The sequence below is a fragment of the Dyadobacter sandarakinus genome (assembly GCF_016894445.1).
GTDB lineage: Bacteria > Bacteroidota > Bacteroidia > Cytophagales > Spirosomataceae > Dyadobacter > Dyadobacter sandarakinus.
The window spans coordinates 835,762-858,878 of sequence record NZ_CP056775.1 but is presented as its reverse complement, the minus strand read 5'-3'; the positions used below and the strand labels follow the sequence as shown (position 1 = coordinate 858,878).

Annotated in this window: 15 protein-coding genes; 12 read left to right on the top strand and 3 right to left on the bottom strand. The window is 46.1% G+C overall.

Going from position 1 to position 23,117, the window contains the following annotated elements; translation table 11 throughout:
• Positions 1-64: 64 nt before the first annotated feature.
• The 8 genes from HWI92_RS03435 (at position 65) to HWI92_RS03405 (ending at position 10,758) form a co-directional block, all read left to right on the top strand.
• Positions 65-823, top strand: coding sequence for a carboxymuconolactone decarboxylase family protein (locus tag HWI92_RS03435; protein ID WP_204660797.1), 759 nt, complete (start codon positions 65-67; stop codon positions 821-823).
• 17 nt (positions 824-840) lie between these two features.
• Entirely contained in the window at positions 841-1,857 is a 1,017-nt protein-coding gene (locus tag HWI92_RS03430) for an aldo/keto reductase (protein ID WP_204660796.1), read from the top strand.
• Between the two features lie 149 nt (positions 1,858-2,006).
• Positions 2,007-2,861, top strand: a complete 855-nt coding sequence (locus HWI92_RS03425; protein ID WP_204660795.1) for an AraC family transcriptional regulator — start codon at positions 2,007-2,009, stop codon at positions 2,859-2,861.
• A gap of 70 nt (positions 2,862-2,931) precedes the next feature.
• Entirely contained in the window at positions 2,932-3,762 is an 831-nt protein-coding gene (locus tag HWI92_RS03420; RefSeq protein WP_204660794.1) for an NAD-dependent epimerase/dehydratase family protein, read from the top strand.
• Between the two features lie 345 nt (positions 3,763-4,107).
• The gene (locus tag HWI92_RS03415; protein ID WP_204660793.1) at positions 4,108-6,792 is read left to right on the top strand and encodes a PAS domain S-box protein; all 2,685 of its coding nucleotides are present in this window, start codon (positions 4,108-4,110) and stop codon (positions 6,790-6,792) included.
• 162 nt (positions 6,793-6,954) lie between these two features.
• A complete protein-coding gene (locus HWI92_RS25230; RefSeq protein ID WP_229248802.1) occupies positions 6,955-7,140 on the top strand; it encodes a hypothetical protein in 186 nt (61 codons plus the stop codon).
• Positions 7,134-9,788, top strand: a complete 2,655-nt coding sequence (locus tag HWI92_RS03410) for a PQQ-dependent sugar dehydrogenase (RefSeq protein WP_229248800.1) — start codon at positions 7,134-7,136, stop codon at positions 9,786-9,788. The genes HWI92_RS25230 and HWI92_RS03410 overlap by 7 nt, the downstream gene beginning before the upstream one ends.
• A gap of 25 nt (positions 9,789-9,813) precedes the next feature.
• Entirely contained in the window at positions 9,814-10,758 is a 945-nt protein-coding gene (locus HWI92_RS03405) for a sugar phosphate isomerase/epimerase family protein (protein WP_204660792.1), read from the top strand.
• Positions 10,759-11,027: 269 nt separating this feature from the next.
• Here HWI92_RS03405 and HWI92_RS03400 read toward each other — a convergent pair whose 3' ends face one another.
• From HWI92_RS03400 to HWI92_RS03390, 3 genes are all read right to left on the bottom strand, one after another.
• Positions 11,028-11,951 carry a helix-turn-helix domain-containing protein gene (locus HWI92_RS03400; RefSeq protein WP_204660791.1) on the bottom strand — a complete coding sequence of 308 codons (924 nt, stop codon included), beginning with the start codon at positions 11,949-11,951 and terminating at the stop codon, positions 11,028-11,030.
• A gap of 11 nt (positions 11,952-11,962) precedes the next feature.
• A complete protein-coding gene (locus HWI92_RS03395; protein ID WP_204660790.1) occupies positions 11,963-12,826 on the bottom strand; it encodes an SDR family oxidoreductase in 864 nt (287 codons plus the stop codon).
• Positions 12,827-13,084: 258 nt separating this feature from the next.
• Entirely contained in the window at positions 13,085-15,322 is a 2,238-nt protein-coding gene (locus tag HWI92_RS03390; protein WP_204660789.1) for a response regulator, read from the bottom strand.
• 668 nt (positions 15,323-15,990) lie between these two features.
• Between HWI92_RS03390 and HWI92_RS03385 the strand changes: the two genes are divergently transcribed.
• The 4 genes from HWI92_RS03385 to HWI92_RS03370 all read left to right on the top strand — a co-directional run bounded on the left by HWI92_RS03385 (position 15,991) and on the right by HWI92_RS03370 (position 22,860).
• Positions 15,991-16,620: an RNA polymerase sigma factor gene (locus HWI92_RS03385; protein ID WP_204660788.1), complete on the top strand. Its 630-nt coding sequence runs from the start codon at positions 15,991-15,993 to the stop codon at positions 16,618-16,620.
• A 56-nt stretch (positions 16,621-16,676) separates the two neighbouring features.
• Positions 16,677-17,783 (top strand): FecR family protein, encoded by a 1,107-nt coding sequence (locus HWI92_RS03380; protein WP_204660787.1) that lies wholly within the window; start codon positions 16,677-16,679, stop codon positions 17,781-17,783.
• Positions 17,784-18,036: 253 nt separating this feature from the next.
• Positions 18,037-21,372, top strand: coding sequence for a TonB-dependent receptor (locus HWI92_RS03375; protein WP_204660786.1), 3,336 nt, complete (start codon positions 18,037-18,039; stop codon positions 21,370-21,372).
• A 21-nt stretch (positions 21,373-21,393) separates the two neighbouring features.
• Positions 21,394-22,860: a RagB/SusD family nutrient uptake outer membrane protein gene (locus HWI92_RS03370; RefSeq protein WP_204660785.1), complete on the top strand. Its 1,467-nt coding sequence runs from the start codon at positions 21,394-21,396 to the stop codon at positions 22,858-22,860.
• Positions 22,861-23,117 lie beyond the last annotated feature (257 nt).

Here is a 23,117-nt window from a genome sequence, read left to right as displayed (position 1 = left end):
CTTTTTCGCATTGGCGCAGTCGCCGCTCATGGCGCAAAATCCTTCAACGCAAAATCAAAAAAGTATGGAAACCAGCAGGACCCAGCGGGCAGCAGTCAAGTATAAAGAACTTTTTGCCCAGGACATTACAGCCAGCAAAACAGATCCGGAACTAATGACCATTCTGCAAAGTGTGATTTTTGGAGAGGTGTTTTATATCGGCAATCTCAATGACAAAACACGGGAATTGATCACCATTACGGCATTGACCACCAACCAGACATTGCCCCAATTAATACCGCACACCAATGCAGCATTGAATGTCGGCGTCACGCCCATTGAAATCCGCGAGGTGATTTACCAATGTGCACCGTTCATCGGTTTTCCCAAGGTTTTGAACGCGATGGAGGTTGTCAATAAAGTATTTGAACAAAAAGGAATAAAAGTGCCTCTGGAAATGCAGGGAACGGTTACCGAGGCCAGCCGCCACGAAAAAGGCGTTGAGCAGCAAGTCCCTTTGTATGGTGACAAGATGAAACAAAACATGCAGGACCTGCCAGCCGGACTAGGCAACGAACTTGCCGACCTGCTCACCGAATCGTGCTTCGGCGATTTTTACATCAGGAACGGCCTGGACCTTAAAACCCGCGAACTGATGGTTTTCTGTGCGCTGGCAACATTGGGAGGAACCGAAAAACAAATGGCCTCACACGCAGCTGGTAACATGAAAGCGGGCAACAACAAGGAAACGCTGATTTCGGCCATGGTGCAGCTGTATCCATATGTCGGTTTTCCACGGGCTGCCAACGCCATTTACACCATTCGCGAAGTGAAAGAGCAATAACTTTAAACATCAATACAATGAAAAACAGAACATTAGGAAACAGCGGACTGGAAGTCTCGGCATTGGGACTCGGCTGCATGGGCATGAGCTGGTCATACGGCGAGGCAAAAGACAAAAATGAAATGATCGCATTGATCCGCGCCGCCGTCGAGCGGGGAGTGACATTTTTCGATACGGCAGAAGTGTATGGGCCGCTGACCAATGAAGAACTGCTCGGCGAGGCGGTGGCACCATTCAAAGGCGAGGTGGTGATCGCTACAAAATTCGGCTTTATACCCGCTTCTGAAACCGAAGCCAACGCCCGGTGGAATGCATTGAACAGCCGCCCCGAGCACATTAAAAAAGTGGTGGAAGATTCGCTGAAACGGCTGAATGTTGAGGTAATCGACCTGTATTACCAGCACCGGGTTGACCCGAATGTGCCTATTGAAGATGTTGCCGGGGCTGTCAAGGATTTGATCCAGGCGGGAAAAGTGAAGCATTTCGGACTTTCGGAAGCATCGGCCAAAACCATACGGCGCGCGCATGCGGTGCAGCCGGTTACTGCGTTGCAAAGTGAATATTCACTATGGTTCAGAAGTCCGGAGGAAGAAATACTGCCGACCTTGGAAGAGTTGGGCATTGGCTTCGTTCCATTCAGTCCGCTGGGCAAAGGGTTTCTGACGGGTAAAATTACGGAGGACACCAAACTGGAAAGCTCGGATTTCCGGAACTCGGTCCCTAGATTTAGTATTGAAAACAGGAAAGCCAATCAGGCGCTCGTTGACCTGCTCACTTCCATTTCGGCTCAAAAGGAAATTGACGGGATGCCTGCTACCCCTGCCCAGATTTCCCTGGCCTGGATCCTGGCGCAAAAGCCCTGGATTGTACCGATCCCCGGAACTACCAAATTGCACCGCCTGGAAGAAAACCTCGGCGCTGTGAACATTGAGCTTTCCGCCGAAGATTTACGCCAGATCGATGAAGCATTATCCAGGATTGACATCAAAGGTGAGCGGTATCCCGAGGCGCAGCAGAAAATGGTGGACCGGTGAGTAAGGGGAACTGGGTATTGCCTGGCTTTCTTCAATTTGGTTTCCTAATTTTTATTGACGAAGGTTTGCATAAAGTACTTACACCAGGGCGGCAACGGAAAGCATATTATATTGGCCATTGTAATCTGACTACTTAATCAATGTGAGACATGCGAAGTGTAAATTTGTTTCCGGAACAATTCAGTCAGAATAAGCAATTACCAATCCGGATTATTACTCCGGATTTTGGACATTTATCCAGGGAGATCGCTGCTGAATCCGGATTCACGCGCCGCTTGCAGTATTACTTTTCCCTTTTTGTTCTGGATGGTCGCTGCCAGCATATTGTGGATCTGGAGACAATGGAGATTGGGAAACATGAATTGCTTTTTGCGCTACCCCATCAAGTTCAACAGTACCCCGCTACCTCCCACGGGTCTGATTATTATAAGCTTGGATTTGATGAAGAATGCTTTTCACGACTGCCCCGGCGATTCCCTTTCCTGCTCAACCCGCTTAACCGGCAAAAAATCCGTTTTTCCCCTGCGGCAGCTATCAGATTAAAAGCCGTATTTGAAATTCTCCTTGGTTTATTGAGTACTGCCGACACCAGCCCGGTACTGATCCTTGCCCATCTGAACAGCCTTTTGACAGAGATCAACACTGCTTATTTTGCAGTGGATGGAAGGCCCGCGGATGACAGAATGGAGAAGTTTATCGGTTTCAAGGTATTTGTTGAAAACAACCTCACAGATCATCCGACGGTCCGGAACATCGCGAAAGAACTTGCAGTAAGTACGGATAGCTTATACCAGATTGTCAAACACTTTTCAGGGCTTTCTCCCAAAGAATTTATAACGAACCGTTTGATACTGGAAGCGCGCAGGCGCCTGTATTATAATGAATGGACTTCGGTAAAAGAGCTGGCTTTTGACCTTGGATTCAACGACCCGGATTATTTCTCCCGCTTATTCAAAAAGGTGACCGGCAAAACCATTGCCGGTTTTTCCCAGGATTTGTCCTGAGCTGACCGGCTTTCGTCCAGCCTTGCCGGCAAGATTCTCCCGAGCTTTGTTCATCAAAAAACAGGAAAATATGAACAATGCATCGAAAACCATATTGATCACGGGCGCAAATGGCTTAGTGGGCGCCCGCCTTGTGCCACGGCTTGTTGACGCTGGATTTGACTGCCGGGCATTGGTGCGCGACGGGAAGCATGTGCCAGGCGGGGCGACAGCCATAGCGGGAGATTTGCTGGATACTAAGTCCCTGGCAGCTGCTGTGAAAGATGTTTCAGCAATTGTCCACCTTGCAGCAGTGTTCCGCACCAGCGACACTGATCTGATCTGGAAAAGTAATTTCGAAGGCACCCGCAACCTGATTCATGCAGCGAAAACCCATGCACCCGGAGTGCGCTTCATTTTGGCAAGTACTATCCATGTTTACCCTAAAAACAACCCGCATCCGGGCCTGGAAGATGATCCGGTAGCTCCGCAACTCGCGTATCCTGCCAGTAAAGTTGCAGCGGAAAATGAGCTGCGCGAAAGTGGACTGAACTGGTCGATCCTGCGGTTTCCGTTTGTGTACGGGGAAGGGGACAATCACCTGGAAACATTGCCAGAACACGTAATTGCAGCCAAATGGCATCCCGCTATGCGAATGAGCACCATTCACCACCGCGACATAGCCACGGCAGTGAACATGGCGCTGGCAGGAACAATGGATGGCCGCATCGTGAATGTTTCTGACGATGCGCCGACTTCACTTTATGAGTTGTCGAAGCTTGCAGGCGTTACAATGGAATCCAATTCCGAGCCTCTCACAGATCCATGGTACCTGCATTCCGACAGTTCGCTGGCGCGCAGCCTGGGTTTTCAGCCGGTAGTCAGGACTGTCTATCAGGCTATAAATGACAACTTGCTTTAACCGGATTATGCAGGATTCGCCAGTATTGTTCAGAAGCAAACATTTGAAAGTGAGCCTATTTGAACATGCTGCGCAGAGCTTTTCCTTCAAAATGTGGCGCACATTTAAACAGTATACTTTAACAGCTATCTGGGATTCAAACCTGTCTTAGCCCACTGAACAATTTGATGAATTGTAAAAGCTGCTGAGTCCATTTAATTTATATCGCCGTAAGGATGATTCTACTTTTTATATCTATCAGTATATTAAATTAAATTTTTGGGTAGTAGTAGTACTAATTTGGTTTATTAAATGCCTAAACCATCTTTGTAGATCTAGCCCTGAGCTATTTGTTTTAATGTATACATGATGGACAGAAGTATAAGAATTGTGCACCTGGTAGATTCCACTGATGGCGCGGTTACAGTAAAACAAGCTTTGGACAAAGGAAAGTTAGCTACTGAAATAAAAGTCGCCGGTAACAGGCAGCAATTCATGGAAGCCCTCACTGATTTTTCAGCTGACATTATCCTCTCGGAATATGCATTGCCCGACATTCATTGCGCACAGGCAGTGAACCTGCTGAAACAAAAACAAATTGATATTCCTTTTATCATCGTTTCTTCTGCCATATCTGATGACATGGCAGAAGAACTGCTGCTCATGGGTGCAGATGATTATATGATCATGCACCAGGCCGGGCGACTCGCTTTTGCAATCCTTCGATGCCTGGATAAATACGAGATTAAAAGAGAACAACAGCGGTTACTGCAACAATTAAAAATCCATGGCATTGTAGATAACATTCAGGATGTTACCGGTAAAATAAATGCTGACGAACAACGTCAGTACAAGCAGCGCCGCCTGAGCCAGGCCCAGGCTATTGCGCATCTGGGCAGTTGGGAACTGGATTTGTCAACGGATATCAGTATCTGGTCAGAAGAAACGTGCCGGATTTGCGGGCTGTCCGAAAAAGATACCATTCAATCCTCGGCATCCTGGCTGTCGTTCGTGCATCCTGAGGACCTGGAACGCGTTATAAACACAAATAAAGATGCCCTCTATTCCGCACAGGCCGCGGATTACTTTCACCGCATCATCAGAAAAGACGGGCAGATCCGGCACTTGCATGTGCAAACCCAGTCAGAGCTCAATAACCAGGGGCAGCCAGCCAGATTGTACGGCATCATCCATGATGTTACAGAAATAGAGAACTCCCAGCAGGCATTACGAAATTCAGAATCCAACTTGCAGGCGATTTTTGAAAACACATCCGAGGGTTTTATTTTAACTGATGACAAAGCCATCGTCCGATACTTTAACAGTAAATCCCGGTATTTTTTCGAGCTCAATACCGGCAAAGAGATTGCCATTGGAAGCAATTTACTGGATGCGGTCAGCGAACAGAAAAGACCGGAATTTGAGGCGGCAATCACAAAAGTATTAGCTGGTGATGTATGGCAATATGAACATGCTTACCAGCACAGTAATGGTGAAAAGAAATGGTTTAACATCACAGTCAACCCGGTTTATGAAAACCATCTGATTACAGGTTTTAGTCTGGTCATGAGGGATATCACAGACCACAGACTTGCACAGGATATGCTTCAAAGGTCAGAGGCAAACCTGAATGCAATCATGAATAATACCGACGCACTTATTTATTCCCTGGACACTGATTTCAAATACATCATATGCAACCATGCTCATAAAACCATGATGAAAGAAAGATATGGGATCGATGTGCAACCGGGGTATGACATACGGGAATCGTTAAGCAAGTTTGATCCTGGTGCTGTGCAGCAGTGGAGACAAATTAACAATAGGGCATTAAATGGTGAAGTACTGAAATTTGAAAACGAAGTTTCTTTTGATGGAACCAGAAGTTATTTGAAATACGCGATCCACCCCATCCGGGAAAATGACGCAGTAACAGGCATTGCATGCTTTGTAAATGACATCACAAAAGAAAAACAGGCGGATGAAAAGGTACTTAAAGCGCTGGAAGAAAAATATGTGATCCTGGAAAGTATCGGGGATGGCTTTTATGCACTGGACAAGAACTGGATTGTCACCTATTGGAACAAGAAAGCCGAGATCCTGCTGAACTGCCCGAAAGAAGCCATATTAGGACAGTCTTTATGGGATGTATTTGCGGATGTGATTGATACTGAGCTTTATCATGCTTACCACAGGGCTGTGAAGCAGAATACCATTCAGCATTTTGAACTGTATTATGAAAGGGACAACTCCTGGTTTGAGGTCACGGCCTATCCCTCGGCGAGTGGGTTGTCGGTCTATTTCAGGGATATTACCAAACGAAAAGAATCCGAAACACGCCTTAATGAGCTTAATCAGAACCTGACGGATTTTACCAATGAGCTTATCAAATCCAATAAAGGCCTTGAACAGTTTTCCTATATCGTGTCACACAACCTGCGCGCCCCGTTAGCAAATATCATCGGACTGGCCGGACTTATTACCCAGGAAGGCTATACGGATCAGGTAAAAGAAGAACTACTCAATGGAATATTAGTCAATGTAAACCGGCTTGATGACGTCATCACAGACCTGAATACAATCTTACAGGTTAAAAAAGAGGTCAGTGAAAAAAGAGAGCTTGTAAATCTGCAAGAACTGGTAGACGAAATCAGGCTGAGCATCCGGGAAACAATTGAAAATGAACAGGTAACGATTCTGACCGATTTTAGTACTGCACCCGAGCTGTTTACGCTAAGAAGTTATCTGCACAGTATTTTTTTCAACCTGATCATTAACAGCATCAAGTTTCGTCAGCCGGACCAGATGCCTGTTATTCAGATCAAGAGTAACCTTGATCGGGGCAAGGTAAGTGTTTCATTTCTGGATAATGGATTGGGAATTGACCTGCTCAAAAAAGGCGACCAGCTATTTGGCTTGTACAAACGCTTTCATCACCATGTGGAAGGAAAAGGCATGGGATTGTTTATGACGAAAACACAGGTAGAAATGCTGGGAGGAAGAATTACAGTGGACAGTAAGGTCAACCAGGGAACCGAGTTTAAGATTTAATTTCTTTCTGCGCAACTGTAAAAAATGAAAATGGCGCCCAAAGCGTGCAGTGCTGACAGACGATTTAAGCGTGCCGGATAAGCCCATCCGGCACTTCTTTTTTTAACCCAATTTATTATTGTTATATTCCTTCAAAAAGTCGCATCATCATATCAACTCCTTATGACAGTTAAGTTTACTTTTAATCCGAAGATCATGCGTTCCCTGATCTTCTCCGCAAACCTGCTGGCCGCCGGATTTCTGGCTGGTTTTACCGTGCAGGACAGTTCTCAAAAGCCCGATGAAAGTCGGTTTACGCCTGTGGTTGTGGCTGATAACCTCGACGAACCCATGGTTTTGAAGTGCTGAAAGACGGCTCTGCTTACATTGCCGAAAGAAAGGGTGTTTTAAAAAAATACAATCCTTCCACCAAAACCACGGATGTGATTGCAACCATCCCTGTGAACACCAAATACACGAGTGCCGAGGGCGTAGTGCGTGAAGCGGAAGAAGGTTTAATGGGACTGACCTTTGATCCTGGTTTTGAAAAAAATCACTGGATTTACCTCTACTACGCACATCCGACTGAAAAAAAGCACGTGCTCTCACGCTGGGAACTTGTAGATGACCAGCTTGTGGAAGCATCTAAAAAAGATGTGATCGAAGTGGAAACCCAGCGCGAAGTCTGCTGCCATACGGGCGGTGGAATGACGTGGGACAAAGCCGGAAACCTCTTCCTGACGGTGGGCAACAACACCGGTAATCAGCAGGCGGCACAAACTGACGAAAGACCAGGCCGCGCGAGCTGGGATGACCAGGGGCACGCCGGAAATACAAATGATCTGAGAGGAAAAATCCTGCGCATTCATCCCGAGGCCGACGGCTCATACACCATTCCCGAGGGTAACCTTTATCCAAAAGGCACTGCCAAAACGCGCCCGGAAATCTATTCCATGGGCCATCGTAATCCGTGGCGCATTTCGGTGGACAGCAAAACAGGATTTGTTTACTGGGGCGAAGTGGGGCCCGATGCCGGCGAGGATTCCGAGATCGGGCCGAGAGGTTACGATGAGCTGAACCAGGCGCGGAAACCGGGAAACTTTGGCTGGCCGTGGTTCGTTGCCGACGACCAGGCATTTCCGGTTTTTGACTACGGCACCAATAAGCCGCTCGCCAAAAAAGACCCGAAAAACCTGATTAATAATTCGCCGAACAACACCGGTCTGGAAAAACTGTTCCCTACTGAACCGACATTCATTTACTATCCTTACGGCGTTTCCGAGAAATTTCCGCTGGTCGGCTCAGGTTCAAGAAGTGCAACAGGTGGCCCGGTTTACCATTTGTCCGATTTCAAAAATCCGAAACGTCCGTGGCCTGCCTATTATGAAAATAAATGGATCGCCGCCGACTTCTCGCGTGGATGGATCATGGCCATTTCAATGAAGGAAAATGGGGATTATGACTCACTGGAGCGCGTTTTGCCAAATTACCATCCTGTGCAGCCGATCGATATCAAGTTTGGTCCGGAGGGTGATCTGTACATTCTGGAATATGGCAGCAATTGGTTCCGCAAGAGCGACAACTCGCGCCTGATCCGGATCGAGTACAACGGCGGTAACCGCAAACCTTTAGTGCAGATTGCAACGGACAAAAAAGGCGGGACGGTTCCGTTTAAAGCCACATTGTCATCTGATGGCACCAAGGATTTTGATGGAGATGCTTTGAAGTACAGTTGGAAAATTACAAGTCCGGGCACCGCAGCACAGACATTTACCACGGCCAATCCCGTAGTAAATTTTAATAAAACAGGCGTTTACACCGCCACGCTGACCGTCACCGATACCAAAGGTGCAAGCAATATGGAATCGCTGAAAATCATAGCAGGCAACGAGCCTCCCAAAGTGGCGGTGAACCTGGCGGGAAACCAAACATTCTTCTTCGCAGGAAAACCGATTCAATATGACATTGCCGTAGCCGACAAGGAAGACGGCAGCCTCGCCGACGGCAAGATCAAACCCGAGCAGGTGGCAGTGAGCATTGATTACACTTCCCAAGGTTTTGACTACGCCGAAGTGGTTCAGAGCCAGCGGAGTGTTGACGCTTCCACACAGTTTGCAGTTGCCAGACTATTGATGGATAAAAGCGATTGCAAGGTTTGTCATCAGCCCAACAGCAAGTCTGTGGGTCCGGCATTTGCAGATATTTCGGGTAAATACAAAGGCCAGGCGGGTGCATTGGACCAGCTGGTTCAGAAAGTACTGAAAGGCGGTTCGGGCGTATGGGGTGAAGTGGCCATGCCGGCGCACCCGTCCCTGCCGATTGCGGATGTCGATGTGATGGTAAAGTACATTTTGAACAGCACCGACAAAACATTGAGCTCTCTGCCTGTAAAAGGTGAATTCACCCCCACCATTCCTAAAGGCGACAATGGCAACGGCTCCGTACTGATCCGCGCCGCATTTACAGACCGGGCCGTGAGCGGTGCCAAGACGATTCCGGCGCAGACATCCGAAGAAATGGTGATTCTCCGCAGCCCGGAAATGAACGCAGCCGAAGCGCCGATTGTGAAAGGAGCTGAGTTGAAAGCATTAGGCGTCGCCGGACTGGGTTTCAGTGTGGTACCTTTTGCAAACAGTTACCTGGGCTTCAACGACATTGACCTCGCAGGCATTTCCGTGATTGAGCTCAATGCTTCCGCACAGAAAAGAGAAGGAAGCGTAGGCGGAAAAATTGAAATCCACCTCGATTCACCGACCGGCCCGATCGTAGGAACGCAGGAAGTGGAAATTGCGCCGCAGGTGGACATTGCCAAAGTGATGGCCGAAATGGAAAGCGAGAAGAAAAATGCCAAGCCGGGCCAGGTAATCAAGCAGCGCAACCCGTTTGAGCGTCCGCCGGTGAAATTCACTCTGAAACCCACCGAGGGCAAGCATGACCTGTATTTTGTGTTCAAAAACGACAACGCCAAGGCCATTCAGCCGCTGATGTCGTTTTCCAAGATCAAATTCTTTCAATAAAAAACTCCCCTAAACGAATCATAAAATGAGCACAGACAGAAGAGATTTTCTAAAACAAACCGGAGCCGTTCTCGCAGGCGGCATGCTGCTGCCGGGCATTTCCAAAGCATGCGGACTGTTTGACGGAGCGGCAGCATCGTGGCCGGTAGGGATTCAATTGTTTACGGTTTTCCAGCCAATGAATGAAGATCCGGAAGGTACCCTGAAAAAAATTGCGGCGATTGGTTATAAAGAAATAGAATCGGCTTTCAGCACGCGCGGCGGTTATTATGGTTACAAGCCTAAGGAATTCAAAAAACTTGTGGAAGGCGTTGGCCTTAAATGGCGTGCGCACCATGCAATGGGTGCCCCGTTTAAAATGCCGCCTCCTGACAAAATGCCAAAAGGTGCAGATGGCAAGCCCATATCCATCCCCAAAATGCCTGCCTTACTCACCTTACGAGACAATTATCAGCAAATTGTCGACGACGCAGCGGAGGCAGAACTGAGCTTCCTGGTTTGCGCTAGCACGCCGGTTGCCAACACGGAGGAGATCAACAATTCGATAAGTGTGTTCCAGAAAACCGGTGAAGCCGCAAAAAAGGCGGGGATAGGCTTTGCCTATCACAACCATGCTACCGAGTTTGACAAAGTGGAAGGAGGCAAGACACCATACGAACTGGTGTTGTCGCAAACAGACAAAGACCTCGTCAAGATGGAACTGGACCTTGCCTGGGCTACCAAAGCCGGAAAAGATCCTGTCGCGCTTTTCAAGGAACACCCCGGCCGTTTTCCGTTATGGCATTGCAAGGACATCAAAAGCGACCTGCAAACGATCACAGAAGTAGGTAATGGTGTGGTACCGTTCAAAAGGATTTTTGAAGCAGCAAAAATAGCAGGCTTACAGTATTTTTTCGTGGAGCAGGATATGGCGCCGGCTATAGAGAACGTGGAAACGGGCTACAAAAATCTGGTTAAAATTATTGCTTAGTCCTGGTTTCCAAGAATCTGTCTTTTACCAGCTCTTTCAGCACGATCAAAAAGCACAAAAGCTCCTCAACAATCATTGAGGGGCTTTTGTGTCTGGAACAAAAAAAATTTTAACAGCTTCTTGTTGATGTGAAGTTGATCTTTGAGTTGAGTAAGAGATACTTGCCATTATTAAAAACAGGGCAATTTAAATACTCAGTTACACACCCTTACTGGTCTTGGTTACGAGAGCTACAATCAGCATTAGCGAGAGCAATTTTCACCTCATCCTTAATTGAATGATTGTCGGAATGCGGCTGGTGAATAAGCAGTCTTGTTCTTAAATAACTTACAGAACGATTGAGAATGCTCAAACCCTAACTGAAAGGCAATCTCATTAACCGACAGGTCAGAAGTGGAAAGCTTTTGTTTTGCGAGGCTAATGAGCTTGTCCTGTATAAAATGCCTGGTGCTTTGGCCAGTTAGTGTGGTCAGCAATCGGCTTAAATAATCGGGGGAAAGGTGCAGGGCTTCGGCCACTGACTCTACTGTTGGAACTCCATGGGCAATTAACACATCGTCTTTAAAACGTTCGGATAACAGGAACTCCATTCGCTCTAATATAGCATGATGAGAAGCCTTTCGCGTCAGAAACTGGCGTTGGTAAAAGCGCTCAGCGTAGGTAAGTAACAATTCCAGTTGCGCAATGATTAAAGGGTGGCTCAATGCATCCATATTGCCGTGATTTTCCTGCTCAATCTGCTGCATCAGCCCCGCTACCAATGCCTCCTCCTTCTCTGAAAGGTGCAGCGCTTCCCGCACCTGATAGCCAAAATATTCGTATTGTTTTATCTTGCCGCATAAAAGCGTATTGAGCAGAAAATCAGGATGGATAAGCAAAAGCCAGCCGGTATGTTTGAAATCGTCTTCTATGGCAGACTCAATGGAAAGAACTTGTCCCGGTGACATAAACACCATTACGCCCTCGTCGAAATCAAAGTGCTGCTGGCCATATTTCAGCTTGGAACAGACATTTTTTTTCAGGGCAATTGTATAAAAATCGTGGCTGATTCTTTTTGGTGCTGCACCTTGGCGGGCTTTGATATCCTCGAAGCGTACCACACTGATCAGAGGGTGCGCGGGTTTGGGCAGCTCCATCAAACGGTGATATTCGGTGATTGTGCGAATGTTCCTAGGTGCTTCCGGAGACTTCATAATCAGCTTGTCTACAATCCAAACAGTACTTTCAACCCTTCTTTCAGTGAAGCAGGCGAACGCCCAAGTGTCCGGGCAAGGTCAGCAGTCACTTCCGACTCCTGTCCATTTCGAATATCAGCATTAAAATCGATAATTTTTCTGGCCATAGCTACCGGAATGCCCTTCTTGATCAGGATCGATTCAAAAGCTGAACTTCCAACCGGTGTGTAGTTCACCTCTTTTCCAGACAGGTCAGTTAATACGTGAGCAATGTCATCAAACGTATATGCTTCCCTGCCTGTAAACTTATAAGTCTTATTTTCGCAGCCCTCATCCAATATAACGTTTGCAATGGCCTCCCCCATTTCCTTTCGCAGTGCAAATGCAACTTTACCCATGCCGGCAGACTGGATGATGCCGCTCTCGAAAACCTGATTGCCGACAAACAGTGGAATCACGTCCATGTACAATGCATTGCGAAATATTGTGTAACGCAAGCCGCTTTCCTTAATGTATTTCTCGGTGGCAAAGTGGTCCGCCATCAAGGTATTTGACAGTTTATCCTGATCCCGCATGGAGCGGCTGGTGTAAGCAATTCCGGAAACTCCTGCCCTCTTGGCTGCATCCACCACATTAAGGTGCTGCTTTATCCTGTCGCCTTCGTCCCCTGCTGAAATCAGCAACACCGTATCTACTCCCTTCATCGCCTTGTCGAGGGAGGTTGTATCATCGAAATCACCCAGAAAAGCCGGAAATCCCCTCTCCTGAAAAGACAGCCGTTTTTCCTCGTTCCTGGTAAGCACGGCAATACTGCTGGCCGGCACCCTTTTCGACAGCGTTTCGATCACCGCGCTTCCCAAAGCACCTGTCGCACCCGTTACTAATATTCGCATAGCTTTTGTTTTTTAATACTCACCAAAGCTCCGCAGAAACACACAGGAAAAATAAGCCGAATCCTGCTATGTTGTAGTCCAATCTGACCTGGTGGAAGGAGGCTGGTATTAGTTTACAAGCTTACGCGTCATCTTCAATATAAGATAATCTCTAACGGAGTCCTCGGTTTCTGGGGAAATACAAGGGCATGTTCCTGATTGTAAATGAATACCAAACCGACTTCAAGATGCGAACAAATTTTTGTTTGCCAACAGTAATCATTTGTACCACAGCTTGATTTTGGAGGTAACCTCATTGATATTAATGGGCTTGCTCATGTAATCGTTCATGCCTGCATTTAGACATTGCTGCCGATCTTCTTCAAGTGTATTGGCAGTCAACGCAATGATTATGGGTTGTTGTACCACTGTTTTACGTATCAGCCTGGTGGCCTCCACTCCATCCATGACGGGCATTTGCATGTCCATTAAAACAAGTCCGTAATTCTTTGAATTAGCTGCTTCTACCGCCTCCCTACCGTTATTTGCAATGTCAGGCTGATAACCGAGCTTTTGCAGCACCCTTACAATTACATGCTGATTAATGGCATTGTCATCCACTACCAGCACTTCGTATGGAAAATCTTTTGCCAAATTCGTCTGGAACCTGGAGACCTGCGCGGCTTCCATGCCGATCTTAGTGTGTTGCTGCAATGCATTGATGATATGCTTGCTGAGGATATGCTGGCGGATAGGCTTGGTTAGTACCGAAGTAAAAAGCTGCCGCTCCTGCTCCTTCAGCGGTTCACCGACGGAGCTTAGTAAAATCAAAGGAATTTGCCTTCCTGAACTTCGGAGGTTTCTGGCCAGGGTTATTCCATCCATCAGGGGCATCTGCATATCAGTCACAACCAGGTCAATACCTTGATTATCTGCTAAAATACCCAGCGCTTCTTCTCCCGACGAAGCCAGTACCGGCACAAGCTGCCAGTTCTCCATCTGCCGCCTCAGAATAGTCAGGTTTGTAAAATTATCGTCTACGATCAAAATCTTTTTACCCCAATGTTCCCCCATATTGTAATCCTGGTAAGGCGACAGGGTTTTGGTACCGACCACGGTTTTGATCGAAAAAGAAAAAGTAGATCCCTCCATAAGGGTGCTGTGGACGCTCATTTCTCCCCCCATGAGGGTCACAAGGTTTTTTGAAATAGCAAGGCCCAGACCGCTGCCCCCGTACTTGCGGGTGGTAGACGAATCAATCTGTGTAAAGGCATCAAACAGTCCTCCAAGCTTTTCTTCCTGGATACCAATGCCCGTATCCCGTACATCGAACCGCAGTTGCAGCTGCCCATCATGCAGTTCTTTTTCAGGATAAACATAAACGCAGACTTCTCCCCGCTCGGTAAATTTGACCGCATTGCCAATCAAATTAACGAGTACCTGTTTCAGGCGGGAATCATCGCCGACAATCTGCAAAGGGACTCTTTCGTCAATCTCATAGATGAGATCAAGCCCGATACCCGCTGCTTTCACGCCGAATACATCAAATACATCTTCGAGGGTCTGCCTCAGATTAAGGTCATCATTTTCAAGTTCCAGTTTACCCGTCTCAATTTTAGAGAAGTCCAGAATATCATTGATGATACTGGTAAGGGTATCGCCGCAGTTCAAAATAGTTTCGGCAAACATATGCTGCTCATCAGAAAGCGGCGATTGTTTCAGAAGCGCCGCCATGCCCACCATACCATTAATGGGCGTACGGATTTCATGGCTCATGGTAGCCAGAAAGGCACTTTTTGCTTTGTTTCCCTCCTCAGCTTGTTGGCGTGCTAAGTCAAGTTCGGCATTGGATGCACGAAGTTCTGCATTGATCCTGCGCTGAATTTCTTCATTATTCTTTCGTTCCAATGAAAGCTGGACCTCTTTCTCCAGTTCGCCTACTCTCCTGGTTTGTGATATCTGCTTCTGGTAGTATTTTTCAAACCGGTATGACCAGAGTCCGCAAATGCCAAAAATGCCTGCTGCCAATAGCATATGCATGGCAAAAGTCATTATATCGAAATAGTCAAGCTTGGTAAAATAAATCTCTTCCAGACCGGAATTCTGCAGGTAGCCAAAAACGGAATGATGTACCAGCACGACCAGCATCATCGGTATCTGAAGCTTCCAGTTTTGGTAAGTAATCAGCACAGCACTACCGATGAAGGCAAAAAAGTGCATTTCAAAAAGTCCGTGCATCTGGTATATAAACTGGGCCATGAAAATACCCAGGACTGTACTCAGCACATACTGGTACAAATCAGATTCGGGCAGTGCCAGCTTAGTGGAATAATAGGCAACAAGCAGGATACCACCAACCCCAACTGCTATAAACCAGGTTTCATAAAAAGAAGCTAAAAACAAGCCGAGTAAGAAATAGCCCGATAAGATGTAGTTGATGATACTATCAGATCTTTCCTTTACACCTGTCCTAAAATCTTCAACAGGAGTGATCTGTGAAGCTACATGTATATTCATTCCTATTAATTATTAGTTCGTGTGTAAAGTGATTGCATATTCAAAGAATTACAATTCGGCAGGTATTGAATTCAGCTGTAAAAAAGACATTGGTTAATGCAGCCAGGATCAATTTAGGACTTTGATAGACGGTAATGATAATTGGCTTTCACAAGATTTCCAGCACACATTAATTACTTCAAATGTAGAACTAAAACTACTAGAATACAAAATATATACGCTTAATTAGCTATCGTGCTGCTGATCTTTAATTATATTCTGGTTTAAGCTTCCCGACATGTATATGGATCATCATTTAGGTTTATAAACCTGGCTAATTCAATTTAATCGTATGAAAACATCTTTAATAAACTTGCACTCGGATACATTCTTTATGATTAATTAAGCTTTGCTACCCAAAAATTAGCGGGAAGCAATCCCCCACATTTTTGCGTATTGATAAGTAAGATTTGATATTGGGTTGACATCTTGAAATTCAGGTTAAAGTGCATTGATATATATCAGAAAACCCGAGTTGTCAGCTGTCTCCGTTTGCCAGCGGGAAGTCACTATCAAAAAACAAAGAAATGAAGGCGCGGCACCTATCGTTAACACGCAGCACAAAGTAGATAGTAAGCAGCTCAAACTTATGACGCTGGCAAGTAATACTTGTACTAAATAAATGAGTCATGCAGGGTTACGACTATGCGGAAAACAGAAGGGCGCTCGACCAGGATCTATGGACAAAAATCATCCATGACGATAAAGATGCCTTGGGAGAACTATTCGACGTATACAGTGCAGAGTTATTAAAGTATGGGTATGGAATTGCAAAAGACAAGGATGTAGTGGGTGATGCAGTTCAGGATATTTTTGTAGATATATGGTCATACCGAAAAAATCTGGCTGTTCAGGTACAGGTGAAGTTTTATTTATACCGTTCCATGCGGAGGGCTGTGATAAAACACATCACACAAAAGCAAATTTCTCATATTGATGTTTCTGATATAGCGTATTCGCCGGATTTTGAACCATCTCCCGAAAGTGAGTGGCTGTCCAGGGAATCAGAAACAGATAGAAACAGCCGGATATTGCATTCGCTCATTTTCTTATCCGGCAGAGAAAGAGAAATTATTTCACTCAAATACTATTCCGATTTAAAGATCAGGGAAATCGCCTCCCTGCTTGACATCAAAGAACAAACCGTTGCCAACACGCTCCAAAATGCATTGACAAAACTCAGAAAGCACCTCGTCTACACCGGCATTGTTTTGTTTTTATTCATAAATTTTAAAATAAATATTCAATTTTTCTGGTAGTAAAATCATTTTGATTTCTCTGTATTTCAGAAGGGTGGAATACCTCTGATATACAGATGAAAGATTATGTAAGTTTTCAGCCGGAAGAGTTTGCACAGGATGATTTTTTCATTCACTGGGTAAAAAGCACGGACTATCATGCTGAGACTTTCTGGCAAAACTGGCTTGAAACTTATCCCTTCAAAAGAAATGATGTAGAAGTGGCGCGGCAGCTGGTACTGCTCACCCAGCATTTACCGGGCCAGGAATTTTCTAAATCTGAAATTCAGGATTTAAAAACTTCTATATTCCAAAAAATAGCATCGTTAGAAAATTCAGGATCGCCGGTCCGGCCGCTGCGCTCCTACCCTTACTGGATTGCGGCAGCGGTTTTAGCGGGTCTTATGTTCATGGCTGGATGGTATTTCCTTCAAAATGAAACCATTAAACGTGCAAGGTATGCGAGTATGGTCAAGGAAGCAGCCCATAGATATGACCTCCTCGAAGTAAAAAATCACACCAAAGCAACCCGGCTCGTTAACCTTCCCGATGGAAGTTCGGTGATACTGAAAAAGGGCAGCAAACTTTCGTATCCGAGCTACTTTGCGCAGGACAAAAGAGAAGTTTTCCTGACTGGCGAAGCATTTTTTGAAATCGCCAAGGATGCTGACAAACCATTTTATGTATTCGCCAACGAAATCGCCACGAAGGTTGTCGGGACCAGCTTCACCATCAAATCATATCCCCGGGATAAACAAATTGTTGTTACTGTCAAAACCGGGAAAGTATCCATTTTTAATCCTGAGTCCCCGGAGGAAATACAACAGCGAAATAAGAAATCAGAAGGGTTGATCTTAACCCCGGATCAGCAGGCAGTATTTGAGAAAGAGGATCTCCTGTTGATCCGGAAAATAGTTACTCCGAAAGATCCTGCACTGATGCAGCAGGCTGAATATATGCTTTTTGAATATGAAGAATCGCCCCTGGAAAAGGTTTTTGAAGATCTTGAAAATGCGTATCAGATTAAAATTGTATTTGACAAAATAACACTGGGAAAAAGCCCGATTACAGCCTCGCTGACGGACGAACCCCTGGAAGAAAAATTGAAACTGATTTGTAAAGCAATACGCGCAGATTACCAGAAAGTAAATGGTGAAGTAATTATTTCAGAAAAGGAAAAATAACGGAAAAACAATCGAAATCGTGACCTAGAATCAGTGCCTATGGTATAGATCAACTTAACCTCTTTTCATAAAAAAGGCCGCTGAAGTTCGAGCTTCACCGACCTTTAAAATCCTGATCATCCTGGCAGATGACAGTAATCCTATTGTCAAAATCGTCAAATCTCAACAATCACAAATTATGAGAGAAAATTTTAGATATCAATATCTTATATGGGATATTATGAAAATGACTATATATCAAATCGTCCTTTGTATGCTGTTTTGCAGCGTGGTTTCGGCCTCGGTGACGAACGGGCAGAATGTCCTGGACCAGAAACTGACCGTAGAGATCAAGGCAAAAAGTGTGCGGGAAGCATTGAAGATCATTGAAAAAAATTCGGATGTAAAATTCATATACAGCTCCCGGATGATCGACATTAACCAGAAAGTTGATCTGAAGGTGGTGAACGGATCAATGGCCGAGGTACTGGACAAATTACTTCGCCCGCTGCAATTGAAATTTGAAATATCGGGCCGGCAGATCGTACTGGACAAGCAGGACAGGAATGTAGGCAATGTCCTTGAAAATGCTGGTTTGAACCCAAAAAATCTGGTCGCACTTAACGGCAACACACCTTTGGCCAAGAACCTGGCAACGATTTCAGGAGTAGTGACAGACCAGACGAATGCGCCCCTTCCAGGCGCCAGTGTAGTATTAAAAGGAACCACAAAGGGCGTGGTGACGGATTCTGACGGAAAGTTCTCTATCCAGGCAGAGCCAGGGGATGTTCTGGTGATATCTTTCATCGGAAACAAGACGCAGGAAGTAACCGTCAGGGATGAAACCAGCATGACAATCATGCTGGAAGCTGATGCTACCATGCTGGGAGGTGTCGTGGTAGTGGGATACGGTACTCAGAAAAAAAGCGAAATAACTTCCTCCATCGCGAAAATAGATGGTAAGGATATCCAGACATCGACTGCGTCGAACGTTGCGCTCTCACTGCAGGGCAGGGCTTCGGGTGTGGAGGTTGTTTCGTCCGGGCTTCCCGGAAAAACACCGAGTATCAGGATCCGCGGAGTTGGTACGATCAACAATACCCAACCACTGATCGTGCTGGATGGCGTACCTGTCAGTGCGGACGTGTTAGGACAGCTGGCACCCGCTGAAATCGAGTCCATTGAAATATTAAAAGACGCAGCATCCGGTGCAATATATGGTACGCGTGCGGCAAACGGTGTGGTATTGGTCACCTCAAAAAAGGCGGGTTTCAAACAAAAAACAACGGTACGGTTAAATACTTCAGCCGGGATCAACAGTTTGATTAAAAAATATCCGGTCCTGAATGCAGAGAAGCTTTACGAACTGAAACGTGAGCGGTATGTGATGGACGGACTTCCTATCGACCAAAATTCGCCATGGGCAAACGAATATTACAACAAAACCCGCACCGACTGGCAGGACGCGATGTTTCAAAAAGGTTTATATACCGACTATAACGTAAATATTGGCGGTGGCTCCGAGAACTCGACGATCAATGCCAATTTCTTTTACAGAGACGAAGACGGTACACTGATCACCACCAATATGAAGCGTCTTGGCATGTCGCTCAGGAGCACGCAAAAAATATCGGACCGCCTGAGGATTGAGGAGAATGTACGGATATCAGGAAGGAAAAACGTGATTGTGCAGGATGACCTGGGTGAGGGAACCTCTACGACGATTTACTCAGCCTACCGGTTTATGCCTGCCATACCGGTGAAAAATGATGACGGCACTTATGGATCAGGGAAAGCCAGCACGCAACTCGGCGACATGTGGAACCCGGTATACAAGGCGAGAGAAGAATGGTGGCGCACCAATGAGATCAGATCGATCATCACGACGAAAGTGGATTTTGATGTAACCAAGGATCTGACTTTAAGCGCAAGAGCATCCTACCAAAGGACTACATCGGGTGATAACCACTTCCAGAACATCACCCCGGAGCAGTCAAGAAGTGAGTCTGCCCCTACCCTTGTGTTCGCCAATTTCCTGGCCACAACCAAGCTGGGAGAAGTATTTGCTAACTACGACAAAACGGTAGGCAATCACCACATCGGAGCAACTTTCGGTATTTCCGGCCAGATCGACCAGGGTAACTACAACCGGATGATCGGTCAGGGATTTGCGTCCACACTGAACAGCCAGCTGGTGATGAACAATGCAGCAACAACAAGGGTGGAAGGCAATGAGAATGCAACAACGGGCATTGCCTCTGCTTTCTTCCGCGGAACTTATAGTTTTAAAGACACCTATTATGTTTCAGGTATTTTCAGGGCGGACGGTTCGTCCAGATTTGCTGACGGAAATCGCTGGGGATACTTTCCGTCGATTTCTGCGGGGTGGCGGATTTCCAATGAAAACTTCCTGAAAGGCAATCCGAACATATCCAATCTGAAGCTGAATGTCGGCTGGGGACAACTCGGTAACCAGAATGTCGATCCCTTCCAGTATTTGAATGTTTATCAGAAGGATGTAAAATATGTCCTCGGCGGTACCAACCTGACGGGAACGCGGCTGGCTTCGTTTGCGAACACCAATATTACCTGGGAAACCACGAGTTCGCTGAATGTGCTTCTGGAGATGGGGTTGTTCAACAATAAATTAAATCTCGACGTCGCGTATTTTGACAAGAGAACAAAAAATATGCTGATCCCTCTTCCGAGCCTGCTGGCGTCCGGAACGGTGTCCATCCCCGACTTCAATGCCGGTGAAATGCGAAATTACGGGTTTGAGATCGAGCCTTCTTACAATGGTCAGGTGGGGAATGTCAATTTTGACCTTGGCCTGAACCTGACGTACCTGCAGAACGAGGTTACCCAGCTTTACGGCGAAGCCAAGTACATCTCGTCCAATGAATATAACAGGACTTACCAGGGCCAGCCTGTCGGTACATTTTACGGCTGGAAAACGGACGGAATTTACCAGAACCAGGCAGCAGTTGAGAGCGATCCAAACATTTCCAAAGATCCGAGGAAAGTATATATTACGCCGGGAGATGTGCGGTTTGTGGACATCAACGGTGATAATATCGTGGATGATAAAGACCGCGTAAGGATCGGAAATCCGAATCCAAAACTGTTGCTGGGCTTCAACCTGGGCATTTCTTACAAAGGTTTTAATCTTTCCACGGTATTCAGCGGCTCTCTGGGCCATCAGCTGTATGACGCCATGATGGTACGTGGGATAGACCCTACCCAGAGCGGCAATATGGATGCAGTATCCTATGAAAGGTGGACGGGAGAAGGTTCTACAAACAAATACCCGAGAATGTCGACCATTCGGGCCAACAACAATTATCGCGTGTCCGAGCTCGGTATTAAAAACGGAAACTATGTACGAATGAAAGATGCCACCCTCGGCTATTCGGTACCAGAAACGGCATCAAAATCGATTGGCATCTCCCACCTCAGAGTGTATCTGTCTGGCCGTAACCTGCTGACATTTACGAAATTCGACGGTGTTGACCCCGAAGAAAGCGGAAGTGACAACCTGAACCGCGGTGTCATTTTAAATAATACGCCCCAGTCGAAAAGCCTTGTATTAGGGTTGGATATTACATTTTAAAACCATTTAGCCTTACCTAAAATGAAAAAATATACATTCTTGCTGGCATTTGGACTGCTGTTTTTTTCCTGCGACAGCATTCTCGATCAGAACCTCGTGGGTAGCAGGACGGACGAGGATTACTGGCAAACTGAGTCGGACTTGCGCGATGCGATTGCGGGCGTATATGGTCCATGGGCCACACGGGCATTGGGAATGGATGATTTGTTCTTTGACAATCAAAGTGATGATCACTGGAGAGCCGGCGACCATGCCGAAGACGAAGAAATCGAAACCTATAATACCGTTCCGTCCAATACCAAAATCAAGGATACCTATCAGTATAAATATGAAGTGATCAGCCGGGCAAATGGTGTCATCATCAATGCACCGAAAGTGAAAGCTGCCGGCGCGATCAGTGAGGATTCTTACAATTCCATTCTTGGACAAGCCTATTTCCTGCGGGCCTATGCCTATTACAGGCTGTACCTGATTCACGGACAAGTTCCCATTATCAGGGAAGAAAATGTGCTGAACAATGAATACAATCAGCCTAAATGCGAGTCGCCGGAAGTTCTGGCGAATTTTATACTGGAAGACCTGAACATTGCGGCGGGATTGCTGCCCATGCATAACATTACGGGAAGCGTCAGTAAAGGTGCAGCCTGGGCCGTGATGACGTCTATCTACATGCATCTGGCGAAAGAATATACGGATAGCGAAAACCTGAACAAGGCCATCGCCTCGGGAAAGAACGTGATAGATAATTATCCTCTTGCCGCCGACTACCTTTCGCTTTTCAGAAAAGGCAATGAAAGTTTACCCGAAAACCTGTTCCTGATGATGAACGACATGTCGTGGATCAACCAGGAATTATTGTCAAAACACCGCGGTCCGCGTCCCTGGGGCATGTACGGATTCAATGAGCCTCACACCGATCTCGTGAATGAGTTTGAAACGGGTGACAAACGCAAGAAAACGACCATTGTTTCAGACGGTGAATCTGTCAGCCAGGCAGGCACAATCGTTGTTCATACGCCCGGACTTTCCAACACAGGCCACAGTTATTTCAAATATATGGATTGGGTTACGCCTGAAACATTTAATCACGGACTGAATATTCCTTTCCTGAGGGCCGCGGATACATATCTTTTGGTTGCCGAAGCGAAAATCCGTCTGAATGGTGCAGGTGCCGGAGATGCAGAGATCAATGCGGTGCGTAAAAGAGCAGGTTTGGCTCCGGTTACCAAGGCAGACATTAAAGCGTTAATCCATGAAACGCGGGTCGAACTGGCCGGGGAAAACTTCCGGTATCAGAACCTCCTGCGCTGGGATAAAGCGGGAATTTATGATCTTCAGACTTTTTTAGTTAAACCAGAAAAAATGTTTCCGGCTGATTTGGGGAGGATGAAATGGGTAAGGCCAAAGAACTATTACCAGCCCCTTCCACAAATTGAAATCGATAATTCAGACGGTATACTTAAACAAAATCCGGACTGGGTAAATTAATCAGCTAAACACCGTTTTATGATGTTTCTTAATACGATGTGACATAATCGGCAGGTCAATATTAAATGCATTGATTTTTTAACTATATAAGCCCTTAGATTAATACTCTAAGGGCTTATATAGTTTTTTAAACTGGCTGAATTACTGGTGCGCAGCAAATTAAAATAATTATGAGCGGGGCAATAAAGGCGATACATCAAATCATGGTATATAAACATCAGATCGCGGCTGCTTACGGGTACAAATTGTCAATCGCC